The 20,762-nt window shown below is 54.6% G+C and carries 12 protein-coding genes and 3 tRNA genes; 6 read left to right on the top strand and 9 right to left on the bottom strand.

All coding sequences use genetic code 11. The features are described from left to right. Positions 1-3: 3 nt before the first annotated feature. Positions 4-921 (bottom strand): glycine cleavage system transcriptional regulator GcvA, encoded by a 918-nt coding sequence (gene gcvA / locus JQ822_RS09965; RefSeq protein ID WP_005130970.1) that lies wholly within the window; start codon positions 919-921, stop codon positions 4-6. A 363-nt stretch (positions 922-1,284) separates the two neighbouring features. After that, positions 1,285-1,512, bottom strand: a complete 228-nt coding sequence (locus JQ822_RS09960) for a YgdI/YgdR family lipoprotein (protein WP_213133330.1) — start codon at positions 1,510-1,512, stop codon at positions 1,285-1,287. Between the two features lie 192 nt (positions 1,513-1,704). On the opposite strand from JQ822_RS09960, the gene csdA reads away from it, so the two are divergent. Together csdA and csdE are read left to right on the top strand one after the other, a co-directional pair. Continuing rightward, entirely contained in the window at positions 1,705-2,910 is a 1,206-nt protein-coding gene (csdA, locus tag JQ822_RS09955) for a cysteine desulfurase CsdA (protein ID WP_213133329.1), read from the top strand. Next, the gene (gene csdE / locus JQ822_RS09950) at positions 2,910-3,356 is read left to right on the top strand and encodes a cysteine desulfurase sulfur acceptor subunit CsdE (RefSeq protein WP_213133328.1); all 447 of its coding nucleotides are present in this window, start codon (positions 2,910-2,912) and stop codon (positions 3,354-3,356) included. Before csdA ends, csdE begins: the two co-directional genes overlap by 1 nt. Positions 3,357-3,401: 45 nt before the next feature. On the opposite strand, the gene tcdA is transcribed toward csdE, so the two are convergent. Together tcdA and mltA are read right to left on the bottom strand one after the other, a co-directional pair. After that, entirely contained in the window at positions 3,402-4,208 is an 807-nt protein-coding gene (tcdA, locus tag JQ822_RS09945) for a tRNA cyclic N6-threonylcarbamoyladenosine(37) synthase TcdA (RefSeq protein ID WP_213133327.1), read from the bottom strand. A 93-nt stretch (positions 4,209-4,301) separates the two neighbouring features. After that, complete coding sequence (gene mltA / locus JQ822_RS09940; RefSeq protein ID WP_213133326.1) at positions 4,302-5,399, bottom strand: murein transglycosylase A; 1,098 nt, start codon at positions 5,397-5,399, stop codon at positions 4,302-4,304. A 204-nt stretch (positions 5,400-5,603) separates the two neighbouring features. On the opposite strand from mltA, the gene JQ822_RS09935 reads away from it, so the two are divergent. From JQ822_RS09935 to JQ822_RS09925, 3 genes are all read left to right on the top strand, one after another. Next, positions 5,604-5,680 (top strand) — tRNA-Met (locus JQ822_RS09935). Positions 5,681-5,835: 155 nt separating this feature from the next. Further along, positions 5,836-5,912: transfer RNA gene (locus JQ822_RS09930), tRNA-Met, on the top strand. A 43-nt stretch (positions 5,913-5,955) separates the two neighbouring features. Further along, positions 5,956-6,032, top strand: a tRNA-Met gene (locus JQ822_RS09925). 74 nt (positions 6,033-6,106) lie between these two features. On the opposite strand, the gene amiC is transcribed toward JQ822_RS09925, so the two are convergent. Next, positions 6,107-7,360, bottom strand: a complete 1,254-nt coding sequence (gene amiC / locus JQ822_RS09920) for an N-acetylmuramoyl-L-alanine amidase AmiC (protein ID WP_213133325.1) — start codon at positions 7,358-7,360, stop codon at positions 6,107-6,109. A 233-nt stretch (positions 7,361-7,593) separates the two neighbouring features. Between amiC and argA the strand changes: the two genes are divergently transcribed. Further along, positions 7,594-8,925, top strand: coding sequence for an amino-acid N-acetyltransferase (gene argA / locus JQ822_RS09915; protein ID WP_213133547.1), 1,332 nt, complete (start codon positions 7,594-7,596; stop codon positions 8,923-8,925). 37 nt (positions 8,926-8,962) lie between these two features. Here argA and recD read toward each other — a convergent pair whose 3' ends face one another. The 4 genes from recD to recC form a co-directional block, all read right to left on the bottom strand. Next, a complete protein-coding gene (gene recD, locus JQ822_RS09910; protein WP_213133324.1) occupies positions 8,963-10,792 on the bottom strand; it encodes an exodeoxyribonuclease V subunit alpha in 1,830 nt (609 codons plus the stop codon). After that, positions 10,789-14,334, bottom strand: a complete 3,546-nt coding sequence (recB, locus tag JQ822_RS09905) for an exodeoxyribonuclease V subunit beta (protein WP_213133323.1) — start codon at positions 14,332-14,334, stop codon at positions 10,789-10,791. Before recB ends, recD begins: the two co-directional genes overlap by 4 nt. Further along, positions 14,327-17,215, bottom strand: a complete 2,889-nt coding sequence (ptrA, locus tag JQ822_RS09900; RefSeq protein WP_213133322.1) for a pitrilysin — start codon at positions 17,213-17,215, stop codon at positions 14,327-14,329. Before ptrA ends, recB begins: the two co-directional genes overlap by 8 nt. Positions 17,216-17,392: 177 nt before the next feature. Further along, positions 17,393-20,761 (bottom strand): exodeoxyribonuclease V subunit gamma, encoded by a 3,369-nt coding sequence (recC, locus tag JQ822_RS09895; RefSeq protein WP_213133321.1) that lies wholly within the window; start codon positions 20,759-20,761, stop codon positions 17,393-17,395. Position 20,762: the final 1 nt, after the last annotated feature.

The raw sequence follows: 20,762 nt of genomic DNA, 5'->3' as shown, positions 1-20,762 counted from the left end.
AAATTATTGTTCATAACGAAAGCGGAATTTTTCTTGTTCAGTGGCCGCTTTCGCCAGAATCCACTGACGGAAGGCGGCTATTTTACCCAGTTCTGCCTGACTGTCATGACAAACCAGATAAAACGCGTTCTTGCTGACCAGCACATCATTAAAAGGGCAGACCAGACGGCCCGCTTCAATTTCCGATTGCGCCATAACGTTATTGGCCAGCGCAACACCCTGTCCATGGATGGCAGCCTGTAGCACCATGGCGCTATGGCTAAAGATAGGTCCCTGCTGAACGTTAATATGATTCAGGCCAAGCTGGCGCGTATAGGCCTGCCAGTCACGGCGAGAAGCATCGTGCAATAACGTGTGCTTTGCCAGATCCTCTGGCGTCTTCAGCGGTTTATCACCGGTGAGTAATAGAGGAGAGCAGACCGGCAACAGATATTCAGCGTACAATTTTTCTACGCGCAGGCCAGGCCAGTTGCCACGCCCATAAAAAATAGCCACGTCAACATCGTCAGCCAGTTTATCTTCCTGACGGTCTACCGCCTGGATCCTGACATCGATTCCCGGATAAGCTGAGTTAAAGCTAGAGAGTCTGGGCACCAGCCATTGAATGGCAAAACTGGGCAATAAACTGACGGTAAGCGCGCCTTTTGCACTGCGTGCCTGAAGTTTACGCGTCGCATCGGTTAATTGCGAAAAAATCTCTTTGATGTCGAGGAAGTAGCTTTGGCCTTCTTCCGTCAGCAAAAGAGATCGATTGCGTCGACGGAACAGCTTCAGCCCAAGGAAATCCTCGAGTGACTTGATTTGGTGACTTACTGCGGCCTGCGTCACAAAAAGCTCTTCTGCTGCGCGAGTAAAGCTCAAATGACGCGCTGCGGCATCAAAAACACGTAACGCATTTAAGGGTGGTAATCGTTTTGACATGACTTTTTAGGCTTTGATGTTAAATGAATTTAACAGTTATCTAACAGGCTGTAACCTATTAGTTTTTTTAATCTGAGCCATTATAAATTGTCCGTTGAGGTTCTACCAGCAAATACCTATAGTGGCGGCACTTCCTGAAGCCGGAACGAAAAGTTTTATCGGAATGCGTGTTCTGGTGGGCTTTTGGCTTACGGTTGTGATGTTGTGTTGTTGTGTTTGCAATTGGTCTGCGATTCAGACCATGGTAGCAAAGCTACCCTTTTTCACTTCCTGTACATTTACCCTGTCTGTCCATAGTGATTAATGTAGCACCGCCAACTTGCGGTGCTTTTTTTTGTCTCCGTGCTATCAATGGCCGACCGGCTATTTCTCCAGTTCTACCATCTCTTTCACATCGGTACGGTTAATCTGCTGTTTGTTGCCGTTAGCGTCCTTGTACGAAATCATTCCCGTTTCATCATCGGTCTTTGGCTTACCATCAGACACGATCGTCCGACCATCGTTGGTGTGCATTACATAGTTCGGACCAGAACAGGCGCTCAGGGCAAAAGCCAGCATACAGGCAGAGATAATGGTGGCAGTCTTTTTCATATTCTTCTCCTAAAAGCGATTTATGCTAAATAAAACGAGTTCCATAACAGGCAAAAACAGTCGCCTAACATTATTTAGCATAAGACACTGGTATGATTTCACCAGCATATCCAGAGGATTCCGATGCTTAGGGTAAGCCTTGTGTCCGCGCCCTTTTTGCGCCACGATCGGCTTATTGAACCGAGGAATACCATGAACGCTTTTAACCCCGCGCAGTTTCGCGCACAGTTTCCTGCACTCAATGATGCTGGCGTCTATCTCGACAGTGCCGCCACGGCGCTAAAGCCGCAGGCGGTTATAGAGGCCACCCATCAGTTTTATAGCCTGAGCGCCGGGAACGTCCATCGCAGCCAGTTTGCTGAAGCCCAACGCCTGACCGCCCGCTATGAAGCGGCGCGGGAAAAGGCCGCCCGTTTGATCAACGCCCCGGATGACAAAACCATCGTCTGGACCCGCGGCACGACGGAAGCAATCAACATGGTGGCGCAAAGCTACGCGCGTCCGCGCTTACAGCCGGGCGATGAGATTATCGTTAGCGTGGCAGAACATCATGCTAACCTCGTTCCCTGGCTGATGGTGGCGGAGCAAACGGGTGCGAAGGTCGTCAGGCTGCCACTCAATGCCCAGTTACTTCCTGACGTTGAGCGTTTACCCGAACTCATCACCCCGCGCAGTCGCGTACTGGCGTTGGGGCAAATGTCCAACGTCACCGGCGGCTGCCCGGATTTAGCACGCGCCATTACGCTTGCCCACGCGGCAGGTATGGTCGTGATGGTGGATGGCGCCCAGGGCGTGGTGCATTTCCCCGCCGACGTGCAGCAGTTAGATATTGATTTCTACGCCTTCTCAGGCCACAAGCTGTACGGCCCAACCGGTATTGGCGTGCTGTATGGCAAACCAGAACTGCTGGAAGCCATGTCGCCGTGGCTCGGCGGCGGCAAGATGATTAGCGAAGTCAGTTTTGAGGGGTTCACCACGCAGCCAGCACCCTGGAAGCTGGAAGCGGGAACGCCTAACGTCGCTGGGGTCATCGGCCTGAGTGCGGCGCTGGAATGGCTGGCGGATATCGACATCGTACAGGCCGAAAGCTGGAGCCGTGGCCTGGCAACGCTGGCTGAAGATGCGCTGGCAAAGCGACCGGGATTCCGTTCCTTCCGCTGCCAGGACTCCAGCCTGTTAGCCTTTGACTTCGCCGGGGTGCATCACAGCGATATGGTCACGTTGCTGGCTGAATATGGCATCGCATTGCGCGCAGGGCAGCACTGCGCACAGCCGCTGTTGGCAGAACTTGGCGTATCAGGCACGCTGCGCGCCTCATTTGCACCTTATAATAGCCAAAGTGATGTGGATGCGTTGGTCACGGCCGTTGACCGCGCGCTGGAAATATTGGTGGATTAATGACAACTCCTCTGCTCGCCGGACACCCGTTTGGTACAACCGTAACCGAAGAGACGTTACGCAATACCTTTATCCCGCTCAGACAGTGGGAAGATAAATATCGCCAGCTGATATTGCTGGGTAAGCAGCTCCCGGCCCTGCCGGATGTGCTGAAGGCGCAGGCAAAAGAAATAGCCGGATGCGAAAACCGCGTCTGGTTGGGGTATACGCGACATGAAAATGGCACTCTGCATTTCTTCGGCGACAGCGAAGGTCGCATAGTGCGTGGGCTGCTGGCGGTATTGCTCACCGCCGTCGAAGGCAAAACTGCCGCCGAATTACAGACACGTTCGCCAATGGCGTTTTTTGATGAATTGGGTTTACGTGCGCAGCTTAGCGCTTCCCGCAGCCAGGGGCTGAATGCGCTTAACGAGGCGATCCTTCAGGCTGCCCGGCAGGTTGGATAAAGGCTTTTGCCGGATGGTGGCTTCGCCAGATCCGGCACAATAAATTCAGGCCTGGCGCGCGGCCTTCGCCATCATCTTCTTCAGCGCGTGGGAGACAGCAACAAAACCAAAGGTCGCAGTCACCATCGTGGCTGCGCCAAAACCGGATGCGCAATCCATACGCTTCGGCCCTTCCGCCGTCGCCTTCATGGCACATACGGAGCCGTCTGCCTGTGGATATACCAGCGCCTCGGTCGAGAACACGCAGTCCACGCCCAGCTTGCCTTTACTGTTCTTCACCACGCCAAAATCGCTTTTCAGCCGCTCACGCAGCTTCGCCGCCAGCGGATCCTGGATGGTTTTTGCCAAATCAACGACCTGAATCTGCGTCGGGTCGATCTGTCCACCCGCGCCACCGGTGGTGACCAGCGGAATTTTATTGCGCCGACAGTAAGCAATCAGCGCCGCTTTTGGGCGCACGCTATCAATCGCATCAATGACATACGAAAAGCCCGCGTTCATATACTCTGCAACGTTATCCGGCGTGACAAAGTCGTCGACAACATTAACCCGACACTCCGGATTAATCTGGCGAATACGCTCAGCCATCACGTCAGCTTTTGCCAGCCCGACGGTATCTCGCAGGGCATGGATTTGACGGTTAGTATTGGTGACGCACACATCATCCATATCGATGAGCGTAATGGCGCCGATACCGGTACGCGCCAGCGCTTCCGCCGCCCACGACCCCACACCGCCAATTCCGACCACGCAAACGTGCGACTCGGCAAACAGCTGCAGCGCATTTTCGCCATACAGACGAGCGGTGCCGCCAAAACGCTGACGCCAGGCATCACTTATCACAACAGACATACGACCTCAGAATAGAAACAATAAGAGCAGTAAGTGCCGGATGCCGCTGGGCTTATCCGGCCTACCCGATAATTTGTAGCCGCCATCAGGCAATTAACCACTGAACACGTTACCCGCACCCGGCGCGCTTTTCAGCACCCACACGCGGCCATAGTGATTATACCAACCAGCACGATGTCCGGCGTCGGCACCAATGCCCTGATAGATATCAAAGTGCTGGCCTTTGATAGCCCCACCGACATCCAATGCCACCATCAGGCGCAGTTCATACTGACCGGTAAACTTGCCGTTATTATCCAACAACGGGACTTCTGCCAGTAACGTCGTACCAGCAGGAATAATGCTGCGGTCAGAGGCAACCGATGCGCGGCCAATCAGCGGCACTGCGCTGGCACCTTTAACCGGGGCATAAGATTGCGGCTTAAAGAAGACGAACGACGGGTTTTGCTCCAACAGCTCACGCACTTCGGCTTCGCTGTGCGTTTCGCCCCAGTGGCGGATCGCCTGCATCGACATATCTTCTTTCTTTACTTCACCACGGTCGATCAAGACTTTACCAATACTGCGGTAGGCATGACCGTTTTTCCCGGCATAGCTAAAGAAGTTAAGCGGGCTGCCATCGCCGAAATCGATATAACCGCTGCCCTGGACATCCATAATAAAGTTATCCATCAGGGAATTGCTGTATGCCAGTATATAGCTGTCACTCAGCGCACCCGCGTAGATTTCCGCGCGGGAAGGTAAACGTCCTCGTTTTGGCGGCATGCGATAGATAGGGTACTGAAACTCCCCCTGACGCGTATGGCGCGCCTGGATGACCGGTGTGTAATAGCCAGTGAACTGGACGTTACCATAGTTATCCGCCCCCTCCATTTGCCAGGCATCAATACCAAACTGGCGCATGCTGCGCGTATCACCGCCCGCGCGTAACCATTCCTGGATAGCGTTGTAGACGTTGCTCTGATTGCCATATAAACGTGGTGAGGAACTGCGGATCTGGTTTATCTGCTCGGCAAAATCACCGGCATTGATGGGTGCGCCAACCGCATCAGGCTGATTCACCAGTGAGAAAGGCTGGGTCAATTTCCCGTCTTTATACTGCTGCCCACGATCGGTGGGTTTAGAAGAACATGCGGCGAGCATCACGACTACCGCCCCCGCCAGAAGATATTTTGCCCAACGTCCTTTCATTATTCTCGTCTTAAGTTGCCTGAATGCGAGATGAAGATAACAAACCCCTGAACCTAATGAAATGCGAATACATGCCTCAAGGCAAATTTTGAACAAAAAATAGGCTGAATGCGTTGTTTTTGTTCACTTTCATCCTAAAACAGTGATCCACGTAAAAAAAGGGTTGCATGAAATCGTTAGCAGAGTATAGTGCGCATCCACGGACGCGGGGTGGAGCAGCCTGGTAGCTCGTCGGGCTCATAACCCGAAGGTCGTCAGTTCAAATCTGGCCCCCGCAACCAATTAAAATCAGAAGCAGTAACGTTTCTGCAAAGCAGTTCGGATCACAAGAAGGCGGCGACGCAGTGAATCCTTAGGAACTTACATCAGTAAGTGACTGAGGTGAACGAGGAAAGCCAACGCACATGTGATTTGAAATGCACAGCAGAAAGACGGACGCGGGGTGGAGCAGCCTGGTAGCTCGTCGGGCTCATAACCCGAAGGTCGTCGGTTCAAATCCGGCCCCCGCAACCAATACAATCTGATGCAAGTTTACTCGATGAAGAGTAAAGACGGACGCGGGGTGGAGCAGCCTGGTAGCTCGTCGGGCTCATAACCCGAAGGTCGTCGGTTCAAATCCGGCCCCCGCAACCAATACATTAAACACCTTAACGGGTGTTTTTTTGTTTCTGCGATCCGTAAAAAAAGCGCTTCTCAGCGCTTTTTTGTTATCCCCTTCTCGCCAGCGTCGCCCCATCAGCAAAGTACGCTTTGATCCCTGCCAGAATAGACTCTGCCACTTCCTGCTGGAACGTCGCCGTTTTCAGTTTCCGCTCTTCTTCAACGTTACTGATAAACGCCGTTTCCACGAGGATAGAGGGAATATCCGGCGCTTTCAGCACCGCAAATCCTGCCTGTTCTACCTGATTCTTATGCAGATTGTTGATTTTACCGAGCTTATTCAGCACCGCTTTACCAAACTTCAGGCTGTCGGCGATAGTCAGTGACTGCACCATATCGAACATGGTGTGATCGACGTAGCGATCACCACTCTTGCTGACGCCACCGATTAAATCCGAGGCGTTCTGAGTTTGCGCCAAAAATTTTGCGGCGGTACTGGTTGCGCCTTTGGTGGAAAGTGCGAATACCGACGAACCGCTGGGCTGTCGGCTGGTAAACGCATCGGCGTGAATAGAGACAAAGAGGTCGGCACGCTGTTTCTGGGCTTTAGCCACGCGCACCTTCAGCGGAATGAAGATATCTTCATTACGCGTCATAAAGACCTTCATATTGCCTTCTTTCTCGATCAGCGCGCGCAGGCGACGGGCAATCTGTAGCACCACATCTTTTTCACGCGTCTTGTATTTCCCCACGGCACCGGAGTCTTCTCCTCCGTGCCCAGGATCAAGCATAATGACAATCGGACGATCGCGCCCCGCTTTACCCGGCTGCGGACCACTTTGCGCAGGCGGCACCTGTTTATCCAAATCGCCCTTGTTGTAATCTTCAAGCAACGCCAGCAGAGGATCCTGTACATCCTGGGCATTGGCCGGATAGAGATCCATCACCAGACGTTCTTTAAAGCCCGCCACCGGCGCTAGCGCAAAAAGCTGTGGCTTCACATTTTGCTTCAACTCAAACACCATCCGCACGGTCTGAGGGTCAAACTGCCCGACTCGTGCCGACTTGATATACGGATCGTCAGGGCGGATCTGCGTCCCAATACCCTTGAGTACCGAGTTTAGATTTACGCCTTCAATATCCACAACTACACGCTCAGGATTACTCAGGGCAAACTGTTTGTATTTCAGCAGACGGTTGGATTCTACCGTGACGCGGGTGTAGCTGGACGCAGGCCAGATACGCACTGCAACGACCTGACTGACGGCAGCCAGACCAACCTGGCTGACGCTCAAAAGCCACATAGCACCCGCACCTTTCAGTAAACGGCGGCGACTGATTGCTGAATTGGATCCCGACATGCTTCTCCCGAGCAAAAGAAATCTTTATTGAGTAATACGTAAAACGTCCGAATTGACCGGAAACTTTAACGAATGACGCATAATCTGTCATCTACAAAAGGGTAAACATTCTTTTTATATTCACGGCATTACTGAGAAAAATCTTTAACAGGAGTAAAAATTACGCTTGCGTGCAATGCAAAAACAGAATAAAAATACACAAATTACGAATAATCATGCAACAGAGGTGTGCCGTGGTGAAGGAGCGTAGAACCGAACTGGTACAGGGATTCCGCCATTCTGTTCCCTATATCAATACCCATCGGGGAAAAACGTTTGTCATTATGCTGGGCGGCGAAGCCATCGAGCATGAAAACTTTTCCAGTATCGTCAATGACATTGGGCTCCTTCATAGCCTCGGCATTCGCCTGGTCGTGGTGTATGGCGCACGGCCACAGATTGATGCCAACCTGGCTGCGCATCACCATGAGCCGGTGTACCACAAAAATACGCGCGTTACCGACGCCAAAACGCTGGAACTGGTCAAGCAGGCGGCGGGTTTGCTCCAGCTTGATATTACCGCCCGTCTGTCGATGAGCCTGAACAATACACCATTGCAGGGCGCGCACATCAACGTGGTCAGCGGTAATTTTATTATCTCTCAGCCTTTGGGCGTAGATGATGGCGTCGATTACTGTCACAGCGGGCGCATTCGTCGTATTGATGAAGATGCCATTCATCGCCAGTTAGACAGCGGTGCGATTGTTCTGATGGGACCGGTCGCCGTTTCCGTGACAGGCGAGAGCTTTAACCTGACTTCAGAAGAGGTCGCCACCCAATTGGCGATCAAACTGAAAGCGGAAAAAATGATCGGCTTTTGCTCTTCCCAGGGGGTCACCAACGGTGATGGCGATATTATTTCCGAACTGTTCCCCAACGAGGCCCAGGCGCGCGTTGAGGCCCAGGAAGAGATTGGCGACTACAGCTCCGGCACCGTGCGCTTCCTGCGTGGCGCGGTCAAAGCCTGTCGCAGTGGAGTACGCCGCTGCCACCTGATTAGCTATCAGGAAGACGGTGCGCTGTTGCAGGAGCTGTTCTCGCGTGATGGGATAGGGACGCAAATCGTGATGGAGAGTGCCGAACAGATCCGTCGCGCCACCATTAATGATATCGGCGGTATTCTGGAGCTAATCCGCCCGCTGGAGCAGCAAGGCATTCTGGTTCGCCGCTCCCGCGAGCAGCTGGAAATGGAGATCGACAAGTTCACCATTATTCAGCGCGATAACCTGACCATCGCCTGTGCCGCCCTGTACCCTTTCCCGGAAGAAAGAATTGGCGAAATGGCCTGCGTGGCAGTACACCCAGACTATCGTAGCTCATCGCGTGGCGAAGTGTTGCTGGAACGGATCGCCGTACAGGCCCGGCAAATGGGGCTTAGTAAGCTGTTCGTGCTGACCACACGCAGCATTCACTGGTTCCAGGAGCGTGGCTTCACCCCGGTTGACATCGACCTGCTGCCGGAAAGCAAAAAAGAAATGTACAACTACCAGCGGCGGTCAAAAGTTCTGATGGCAGATTTGGGGTAGTGGTTGCCGGATAGCTTCGCTTATCCGGCACATTGTCCTACAGACCGTCATTAAACAACGCCGACAACCCGCTACGGCGTTCGGTACGAATGGCGACTGCTGCATTTAATATCCGCTCATCGGCGTACAGCGACAGACGACGACGCGCGCGGGTAATCGCGGTATAAACCAGTTCGCGGGTGACAACGGGCGAGTGCTGGTTGGGTAAAATCAACGCGGCATGATCGAACTCAGACCCTTGCGATTTATGCACCGTCATCGCCCAGGTGGTTTCATGTTCCGGCAAACGGCTGGGCTGCACCGATTTGATGGCCCCATCCGGCAGTGCGAACCAGACTCTCAGGCCCTGACCGCGATCGAGCGCAATCCCGATATCACCGTTAAACAATCCCAGCGAACTGTCATTACGCGCAATCATCACCGGTCGCCCCTCGTACCAACGGGTATGCGCGGAACGATGGATTTTACGTTTTTGCACCATCAACTGTTCAATGCGTTCATTCAGTCCGCTTACGCCGAACGGCCCCTCGCGCAGTGCGCACAGCAGCTGGTATTCATTGAATGCCTGAATGACAGCATCCGGCTCTGCGCCTTCGCGCAGCAAATCCAGGTAGCGACCATATCCGGCTAACGCCTCATCAAGCATGGCTGCATAGTCTTCACCGCTGTGCAATGTGCGTTTTTCGATATCGTTAAATCCCTGCTGGAAGACTGTTTTTAGCGCGACCTTATCACCGCGATTAATCGCCGACGCCAGCTGGCCGATTCCGGAATCACTGCCAAAACGGTAGCTCTTTTGCAGCAAACAGAGACTGTCACGCAAAGAGGCTGCCTGAGTTCCGACGCCCGCCGGAATTGTGCTGCCGGTCAGTCGACTCAGCTGTTTTGCGCGCTCAGGGGTAAACCCGGCATTCACAAAGGCACAGATATCCCCCAGCACCGCACCCGCCTCAACGGAAGCAAGCTGATCGCGATCGCCAAGAAAAATCACCCGCCCGTGCGGCGGTAGCGCATCAATCAGGCGTGACATCATGGGTAAATCAATCATCGAGGCTTCATCCACCACCAGCACATCAAGATGCAGCGGGTTGCCAGCATGATGACGCAGACGCTGGCTGCCGGGCTGTGCGCCCAACAATCGGTGCAACGTACTGGCATCATCAGGAATACGTTTCTTTTGCTCATCGGTCAGCGGCAGCTCGCGCAGCGCCGCGCCCAGCGAGGCGGTCAGACGCGCCGCCGCTTTTCCCGTCGGCGCTGCCAGACGAATACGGCAACGCTCACCGTCTGTCATCTGAATCAATGCTGCCAGCAGCCTCGCAACCGTGGTGGTTTTCCCGGTTCCCGGTCCGCCGGAGATCACTGATATACGGCGGGTCAGCGCTACGGCTGCCGCCACTTTTTGCCAGTTAATGCCCTCTTCTGTTCGCGGAAAAAGCGCCTCCAGCGTCTGGGCCAACCGCGGCTCATCAACGTTGAGGGCCTGGTTCACCTCGCTGAAAAAGCGGGCTACCGTACGTTCGTTATTCCACATCCGGTTCAGGTACAGGCGATCGCCGAACAGGACCAGCGGTGTGGGGCGCTCGCCACGGCTCACCGCCACGGAAGCCAGCAGGCATTCGGCCCAGTCTTCAGGCTCGCCCACTTCACTCAGCCAGGCGCTCAGCAAAGGGTGGGCATCTTCGCGTAAGGATAAACGGGAAAGCGGTAGACAGACGTGCCCCTCACCCGCTTCACGGCTGAGTAGCGCCGCCGCCAGCGTGACGGCAGGGTTATCATTGCCGGCCACCGCCAGCGCAAACTGGGCATCCAGTGCCCGGAGCTGCTTTTGTTCTACAGCTTCCAGTAATCGCGTATGGATTGTCATTGCATCTCCTCCAGCGCTGCACCGGCAAACATCTCGTCCATCAGCGCGATCAGCTCTCCATCCGGACGGGTCGCGTAAATTCCCTGTTGTGGATTTTCGCTGTCAACGCCGCGCAGGAAGAGATAAATAACGCCGCCAAAATGACGCTCATAGTCGTAGTCCGCAATGCGGTGACGTAAATAGCGGTGCAGCGCCAGGGTATAAAGCTGATATTGCAGGTCATAGCGATGCGCCTGCATCGCAGCAGCCATCGCCTGCTGGGTGTAAGCGGCGCTGTCTTCGCCCAGCCAGTTAGACTTGTAGTCGAGCAGGTAATAGCGCCCCTGATGACGGAACACCAGATCGATAAACCCTTTCAGCATGCCGCGCACCTGCATAAAGTCCAGCTCAGGGCAGCCCGCAGAGAGCGGATCATGTTGGCGGATCAACGCATCCAGTTTACTGGCCATCAGCGGCTGCGAAATCGGCAGATAAAACTCCATCTCCACCTGTTTTTCATGCGCTGAAAGCGCGCTCAGGCTGACGCCTGTTTCGTTGAGCGGCGCCTGTAAAATGGCGTCCAGCCACTGGGTCAGAACCGGCTCCCAGTGGGCGTCATAGCCGCCGAGTGCGAGTTTCTCCTGCACCCAAAGCGGGTCTACCGGCTGGGTAAAATCAAGATCTTCAAACAAGCTATGCAAAAATGTTCCCGGCGACGCCCCGCGCGGGAACTGGTGCGGCGTGAGCCCGGACTCCACGATAGCTTCACCGACGCCTGCCGCATCAATGTCCAGCCGCGGGATCAGATCCTGCGCAATACCGTGACCGCGCTGTTGCAGACCGGAATAACTGGTGACGCGCCAGTTGTCGCCAGGCAGGCGCGGCAACGTCCGCACGCTCAGCTGTTCCTGGCGCTCTTCGACAGAAAGCCAGCGTTCTGTATCGGGTTCATCAGGGATCCGACAGGCAATATCGTCACCACAAAGCGCGTCAATTGCGGCACGCAGCCCGGCAGTATCCATCGGCTCGCCTTTTTGCAACAGGCGACCCAGCGCGCTTTGATGCACATCGGTGTCGCCTTTTTTATCCCCCCGACGACGCACCAGCGGCGCTACGCCGAGGCTGCAGTGCCATACCGAACGGGTCAGTGCAACGTAGAGCAGGCGCAGGTCTTCCGCCAGACGCTCAACCTCGGCCAGCTCGACGCTCTCATCAGCCTGGCTGAGATCCAGTACCGCTTCAAACGAGCGGCGATCGTGATAAAAAGCCTGATCCTGAACGCGAAAATGCGTGATGAAAGGCAACCAGACCAGCGGATATTCCAGCCCTTTCGATTTGTGGATAGTGACGATTTTAACCAGGTGCTTATCACTTTCCAGCCTGAGCTGCTGGCTGGACGCATTGCTGTCTGGCTCGAGGATATGCTGAGATAGCCAGCGTACCAGCGCATGCTCGCTTTCCAGTTGCGAACCGGCTTCCTGTAACAGCTCGCTGATGTGCAAAATATCGGTCAGCCGACGTTCGCCTCCCGCCGTCGCCAGCAGGTTTTCCGCAATCTGACGCGCCGACATCAGCGCGCGCAGCATCGGCATCACGCCGCGTTTGCGCCAGAGTTGGCGATAACCGTCGAACTCTTCGACCACCGCATCCCATGCTTGCTCATCATTATTGAGTGTTTCAATATCCTGCGCATTCAGCCCCATCATGGAGGTTGCCAGTGCGCTACGCAGCGTATTTTCACGCTCCGGCGTCATCACCGCCTGTAATACCCACAGCAGTTCCTGCGCTTCGAGGGTATCAAAGACGCTGTCACGGTTGGAAAGATAGACTGACGGAATCGCCAGTTGCGTCAGCGCATCGCGGATTAACGCCGCCTCCTGGCGGCTGCGCACCAGCACGCTGATATCCGACGCGCGTACCGGGCGCGATGTGTTAGCGCTCATCAGGAGAGCATCGCCCGCATGCCCGGCTTTAAGCCAGTCACGAATTTGCGTCGCGCAAACCCGGGCCATGTAGCTCTGGTAGTCACCTATACCGCAACTTTCCCCTTCCATCAGCCACATGTTGATTGCCGGCTGCGTTTCACCGTGCAGGACAAAGCGCAGCGACTGGTTTTTTTCTGCGGACTTCACCGGGCTAAAGGGGATTTCGCGGAACATAAAAGCGTCGTTCATCTGGCTGAACAGCGTATTCACACCATTAACCATGCCAGGGGCCGAGCGCCAGTTAGTGTCGAGCGTATAGTGCGCGCTAACTTCGCTGCGCGCTTTCATATAGGTAAAAATATCCGCGCCGCGAAACGCGTAAATCGCCTGTTTGGGGTCGCCAATCAGCAGTAGTGCGGTATCCGGCTGATGCTGCCAGATACGGCGGAAAATGCGGTACTGCTGCGGATCGGTATCCTGGAATTCATCGATCATCGCCACCGGAAAACGGGTGCGGATGGCCGTTGCCAGCGCGTCGCCGCTTTCACTGCGTAACGCCGCATCCAGACGACTGAGCATATCGTCAAAACCCAGCTCGCCGCGTCGGCGTTTTTCTTCGGCTACTGTCTCGCGGATCTCCGCCAGCGCCCGGGTGATCACCAGATCGCGAATGGTCAGCGGCTCGGCAAGCAGTTCATCAATGGCGGAAAATAACGGGTGTTGCGGCGTTATGCCGCCCGCTTTAGTACGCTCTTCTAAAAAGCGCTGGGAGAATTTCTCCAGCGCGTCAGGCAGCTGATAGCTTTGTGTTTCTTCCTGCGCCCAGGCGCTGATCTTCTCGATCCACTTGCCCTGATTACCCCGGTTAAATTTACGTCGGTCGATCCCGGAGGCTTCAAACAGGCCATCCAGCTCTTCAACGGAATCACGCCATTGCTGCTTGATCTGGTTGATGCGCGCGAGGATTTTTTCGTGCCGGGAGGCCAGCGTTTCGTCTGCCGACGGAGGTGCTTTAATGACCGGCGCTTCCCCTTGCAGATAGCGATCGATATCCCTGAGCAGCGCCTGCGGCCCTTTCCACGTTTCAAAAATCACCTGCGCAATGTCGCGAGACAGCGGGTAGCAATGCCGACGCCAGAAGTCCGCGCAGGCCTGATAACGCAGCAGTGATTCATCTTCGATCAACTGTTGTTCAAACAGCATGCCGGACTCAAAAGCATTGAGACTGAGCATACGCTGACAAAAGCCGTGAATGGTAAAAACCGCCGCTTCATCCATCTGTCTTTCCGCCAGCAACAGCCACTGCGCGGCCTGTTTTTTATCGGCAATTTCATCTAACAGACGGGCGTACAGCGGGTTATCGGTGGTTTCACGAAGGCAGGCAATACGCAGTTCATGGATGTTGCTACGAATACGCCCGCGCAGCTCTTCAGTGGCCGCCTCCGTAAAGGTGACCACTAACAGTTCTTCGACGGTCAGCGGACGGGGAAAGGCGGCAGAGCCGCCCAGTCCAAGCAGTAAACGTAAATACAGGGCGGCGATGGTAAAGGTTTTACCGGTGCCTGCGGAGGCTTCAATCAGGCGCTCGCCCGTCAGGGGCAAGCGGAGAGGATCAAGGGACTCAGCGGCATCATTCATTCTTTTCACTCATCAGGGGTAAGGTTTGCTGCAACGCGCTGACGGTCTGCCACACTTTCCAGCCTTCCGGGCGCACATATTCTGCTTTCCCGTTCTGACTGCCGGAAACCTGTGACAGTATCGCCATGCCTTGCGGCTCAACCACCGCCTGATGGAAGAAGTCGGCAAGCTTTTGCGGCGTCAGCAGTTTAATCTGAGCCACGATTTTATCACGTGAATCGAAGCGCATATTACCTCGATCAAAATCTTTGCTTAATTGCGAGGCCTCTGCCCCCAGCGTTTGCGGTGCCTGCAGCATTTGCGCAATGATGGCCTGCTGAATTTGCGCAAACTCATCGGGTTTCATCGCCCGCAGCTTCGCTTCCGCCGTGGGGAAGAATGCCTTGTAGCGTTCCCACAGATAAGACGGCTGCTTGTCACTGCTTTGCAGCAGGAAGCCCATCCCCCACTGGCGGCCCACGCTCATCGGGAAAGCAAATACGGCGTAGCCCAACTGCTCTTCAGTACGCAGTTGATTGTAGAACCACGGCTGCACAATCTGCCCTAACATGGCGCTGTAGGCTGAACTGGTATATTCGTCGTAGCCGGTTGGCACAAATACCGCCGCCAGCGCGGAGTCCGTGCTGCTGCCCGCTTTTTCAAAGATAACGGACTGCTTTTTGTCCACCACCACGTCTTTATTACGACACCACTCAGAGCCGTTGGCACCCAGTTGCTTCTGGATATCCCGCGCCATGGTCTTCGCCTGGGCCTCACTCATATTGCCAATCACGAGGAATTCAGGGCGCGCCCCGGCTTTTAACGTGTCACGGTAGGTCATCACCTCTTTCAGGGTGATAGAAGGCAGCAGTTTACGCCGTTCATCACGTGAGAAGTACGGCACCTGAGAAAGCATCTGTACCGGCATAATCGCCTGGTCGTAGGCTTTGCCTTTCTCCGCGGAGTCCATCATCTGCGCGTACCAGGATTTCGCCTGCTCCAGCTGTTCGTCCGTAGAGGTATAGCTGAAATAACCGCTCAGCAGTGCCTGGAAAAGCTGCGGTAAACGTTGCGTATAACCATTGGCGTTGAGCATCAAGCCGTTGTTGGCGTTGGTTGAGAAGCCAATGCCGCCCACCGCAGCCTGATTACTTAACTGGTCGAGCGCAATGCCGGCAAGGTAATCGTTAAGTGCGAATAACACCTGGTTTTTGGCGCTGTCCATCGCCTTCGGGTTACGCAGTATCACGCTGACGTCAGCCTTTGGCTCACTGGCAAAATACTGGCTCGGCGCATACACCACGCGTAAATCCGGCTCATCGACGATCAGATCCGGGCGCGCATATTTTTTATCCGCCTTAATCAGCGTGAAATCGTCCGGAATATACGGGTTCAGTTCAGGCAGGGACAGCGCGATACCCTGCGCTTTTTGCTGCCAGTCGGCGAAGGTTTTTTCGCTGATTTTATCGACCTGATAAGGCGCATCGACAAAGTAAGCGGTTTTGTTGTGCGGCTCTTTCGGGCTGATGTACCAGATACGCGCGTTTTGCGGCGTCATCATCGCCAGACGTTGTCCAACGGCTTTCGCATCGTACTGGTCGGCAATATTCACCGCATCCAGCGTATGCTCCACCGGAACGCGGATCATGGTGTCAGCCAGCCATTCCACATAGTCCATATCACGGGTGATAGAAGGATAGCGGAAGTCGAGATCCAGCACGTGCGCCAGTTCGTCGAAATAACGTTTATCGACGCCTTTTTCGCGTAACAGGTTGAGATAGCTAAAGATGGCGGCGACCACTTCATCGCGATTCGCCAGGCCTTTGTCAGTTAAGGTCGCGGAAATGGCTAATACGCCGCTGTTGCCGTTGACCACCGGGTCGGAGTCCGCGCGGATGCCTTCCACCAACCCCTGCTTTTGCAGCCAGTCAGACAAGGTTCCAGGACTGCGATTGCCAATCAGGTAAGTCACCAGCTCATCGGTTTTACTACGAAACTGTGCGCTGTTGTTATCAATACGAAACTCGATGCGCAGCACTTTACGCGGCATCGCCGGGACATAATGGATAATGATACCCTTTTGCGCATCGGTGACGACCGGGACGGTGATTTCCGGTTTTTCGATATTTTTGTTCGGCACCCGCCCAAAGGTGTCAGCGGCTATCCGTGCCAGTTCGGGCAGCGGCTTATTGCTGTAAATCACCGCCTTCATCAGGTTTGCGGAGTAGTACTTTTCATGAAACGTCTGTAAAGCCTGCAACACGGGATTACCCGGCTTGTCGCTCAGTGTTTGCAGATTTCCGCCGGAGAAGCGCGAACCCGGGTGCGCCGGGTTGATAGTTTCTGCACTCACCTGCGCCATACGCATACCGTCACGGGTACGCGCCAGCGTCAGCTCAGAGTTAACGGCGTTACGCTCACGATCGGCATATTTTTTATCCAGCAATGGATCGGCAATAGCGTCCGCCAGACGATCCACCGCCCCGACCAGCGCGTCGTTTTCAACTTCGAGATAGAAAGCCGTGCGATATGGCGCCGTGCTGGCATTGTGACTGCCGCCGTGCATTTTCAGGAACTCAGACAAGCTGTCCGGCTGCGGGTATTTTTTCGAGCCCATCAGGCACATGTGTTCGAGATAATGCGCCAGCCCCTGATGATCGTCGGGATCTTCCAGAGACCCAACGGGCACCACCAGTGCGGAAAGGGATTTCACAGCCTGAGGATCGGATACCAGCAAGACGACCATGCCATTATCCAGCCGCACGGCCTGATACTGGCGGGTATCTTTATCGCTTTTACGGATGGTTTCAGCTAAGGGCTGCCAACCGGTATCTGCCTGACTTACGGGCGCCCAAAGGGCGACAAACAACAGTATTGCGCTGAACCAGGTGCTGCGGGGCATTCACAAACCTCATCATTAACGTATTCACCTGTTCACAGCAAACGACGCATAAGTGCGCGGTCTGAACAGGGCAAGACTTTGTGCTGAACGAGTCAGCATCTTATGTGTAAGAATCAGTCCGTGACAGAAAGCGCATCATAGAGGAAGCTATCTGATTGCGCAATTTTTATACAATCATCATGACTGATTAAAGCGAAATAGCGGTAAAAGGTAGCGCTGAGACTGCGAAATAATGGCCTCCAGCGTATCCGGCTCCAGTTGACGCCACAGGCGCTGATACCAGATATCATCACCCTCACCGCGTACTATCATGTTGCCTTCATATGCCTGCAAAAACTTGCTACGCGCTTTTTGCCGCGTATCGTCATCCTCTAACATGGCATCATTTGTGGCGTCATAACAGGTTTTTATCCACGCGCCGCCGCTTTCAGGCAGTACCAACAACGGCGATGACATGCCCTCGCGATATCCGTCAATAAGCTGCGCCAGATAGAGCATTGCCTGCTCAGTATCCAGCGGAGGAAAACGCCACTCTGCATCTTTACGCAGAAACAGTCGGCTCTCCCCCGTTCCGCCACTGGCACAATAGACAAGATGTTCCAGCCAAAGTTGCACGCCTTGCGAAACGCTTATCAGAGATGGGCGCCAGCGCAACAAACCGTCCTGCTGAACTTGCGGTAGCCATCCGGTGATTTGCACACCGCTGCAGTTTAGATCGATTTCCATGCTCTGACCCGGCTGGCGGCAGGCGATAATGCGCTCAGCAAGCGACTGCATCTCCTGGCGCTGGGCATCCCACAGGATTTCGCCAAATGCCCCATAAGGTAACGAGCCTGCCGCACGGAAGTGGCGGAACAAACGCTCTGCATCATTCTCTTCAACCAGCGTGTTAAGCAGCTGCTGATTAAGCTGATAGCGGGTTAGCCCCTCGAGGATAAAGGGTTCTGTTTCTGGGATCTCACTGTCTTCAGAGCGGAAGTTCACCTGTAGCCGCATCTGGAAAAAAGCCCGCACCGGGTGCGCCCAAAATCGCTGCAGCGTTTCCAGCGTCAGGGTTTCAGGCATGACATACGGCAGTGGTTGCACAAAATCAGCGTGCGCTTTTCCTGCCAGGCTCGCCGCAGGCAGCCACTCGCGGGCATAACTTTGCTGTTCACCCGGCAGATAGTTTTGCGCGTCAAAAGGCATGCGGGTATGCAAACGGGTGATATGTGCTTTGACCCTGGCTTCGCTTTCATCACAGGTAAGCGCTTCATCACCCGGTAAATAGTGGCTTTGCCCGATGTAGTCCAGCAGCTCCTGCACCAGCACCGACGGAAAGCGCTCGCTGTTATCCTGAATTGAGCGGCCAATGTAGCTGATATAGAGCGTTTGCTGCGCCGAGATTAAGGCTTCCAGAAACAGATAGCGGTCATCATCGCGGCGGCTTCGGTCGCCACGCATCGGTTTTTGGCTCATCAGATCAAAACCCAACGGCGCAAGCTGGCGCGGATAAACGCCATCGTTCATACCCAGCAGGCACACCACCTTGAATGGAATCGAGCGCATCGGCATCAGAGTACAAATATTTACCGGACCCGCGAGGAAGCGTTGACTGATGCGTTCCTGATCGAGCCGCTGCGCCAGCTCATCGCGTAATAGCGAAAGCGGCACAGCCTCACCATATTTTGCCCCCAGCCCTTCAGCGATAATGGCCTGCCACTGATCTTTAATCAGCGTCATTGCCGCTTCGGTATCCACATCCGGCAAGAAGAAATCATTGAGCATGTCACTGCAAACTGGCAGCCATTCTTCCAGTGGACGCTCCTGCGCCAGGCCACGACGCCAGAGGTTCAGTTTCATCAATAACGAAGCCAGATGTCCCACCAGTTCGGCGATCAAACCGCTGGATTCATCATACGGCAGTACGGATTGCCACTCCCCCTGCGCACTTTCCATCGCATAGCCCAGCAGCATACGCGTTAACCCAAATTGCCAGGTATGCTGGCCGGTCGGCGGCAGTTCCAGTTCACGCACGTTGTCGTCGTCGATGCCCCAGCGAATTCCCGATTCATTAACCCACAAGCGGAGATAGCGCAGCCCTTCTTCGTTGATGTTGAAGCGCGCCGCCAGCACGGGAACATCCAGCAATGCCAGCACATCCTCTGAGACGAAGCGACTGTCCGGCAGCGACAGCAGGCTAATAAAGGCTTGTAACACGGGGTGAGACTGGCGCGCGCGACGATCTGAAATGGCATACGGTAAGTAGCGATCGGCTGGCGCACTGCCGAAGACCGACTGAATGAATGGGCTGTAGCTGTCGATATCCGCCACCATGACGATGATATCGCGCGGCGTCAGCGTTGGGTCCGCCGCAAGCATCGCCAGCAGTCGGTCATGAAGAATCTCCACCTCACGCTGCGGGCTATGGCAGACATGAAACGTCACGCTGGCATCATTCGGCTCAAGCAAGCGTTTATTATCGCTGCGCGAATACTCCTTCAGCGTCACGCCCGCTACGGCCCGACTTTCCAGCTCCAGGATATCCGACTGAATATTATGCAAAAGATTATCGGGCGTGATATCCACAAACGCATCCAGTTCCTGGCTGTTTTCCAGCTCGGAAAGCAGGTAAATATAGTCGCGCCCCAGTTTTCCCCACGAGGCCAGCAAGGGGTTACTGACATCCTGCTCACCCTCGCTGTTAAACAAGCCTTCGGCATTCTGGCTATCACGAAACAGCGGCAGATGGCGTTCTTCAAAGCTGTGCCGACGCTGGCGCGTCAGCAGCTTCGCCAGATACGCAGGATCTTTAATATCGCCCCAGTAGTAACGACAAGGATTGGTAAACAGCAGATGAATTTCAATGTGCTTACCCAACGCCTGCAATGCCTGAAGATATACGGGCGGCAGCGCGGAAATACCGCAAATAAAGACGCGCGCGGGCAGTCCTTGCGGGCAGTCCGGAGCATTTTCCAGAGTCTGAATAAACCGCTGATACAAATTGGCACGGTGCCAGCGCTCTTGCCCAAGCTCTGCGGTGTATTCCACCAGCGCTTTCCACAACGGCGCCTGCCAGACCTGAGACTCACCCAATCCTTCAACCTGCTTCCCCGCTTCCCACTGCGTCAGCCAGTCAGGACGGTAGACTAAGTACTGGTCAAACAGGTCAGCCGCACGTGAGGAGAGCTGAAACAGCTTGCGCTTGTCGGTATCGTCGGTCAGATAGTGGCGCAGCAGCGTGAACGCTTCGTTGCCCAGCAACTGCGGCAACAGCGTCATCAGCTTCCAGCTCATACTTTGCTTGCTGAATGCGCTCTCTTTCGGGATGTCAGGCAGTACGCGGACAAACATATCCCAGATAAAACTCGCGGGTAACGGGAATTCAATATTGGCGGCAATACCAAACTTCTGTGCCAGAGTCATTTGTAGCCACTGCGCCATGCCGGTACTTTGGACCAGGATCATTTCAGGTTCAAAGGGATCGTCCAGCCGCTCGCGCTCAACGATATATTCCATTAACGCTTCCAGCACATCCAGGCGATTGGAGTGGTAGACCCTTAACATA

The sequence above is a fragment of the Citrobacter sp. FP75 genome (assembly GCF_018342065.1).
Taxonomy (GTDB): Bacteria; Pseudomonadota; Gammaproteobacteria; order Enterobacterales; family Enterobacteriaceae; genus Citrobacter.
Note: the sequence above shows the minus strand (reverse complement) of the source record. Positions and strands in the feature narration are given on the sequence as shown.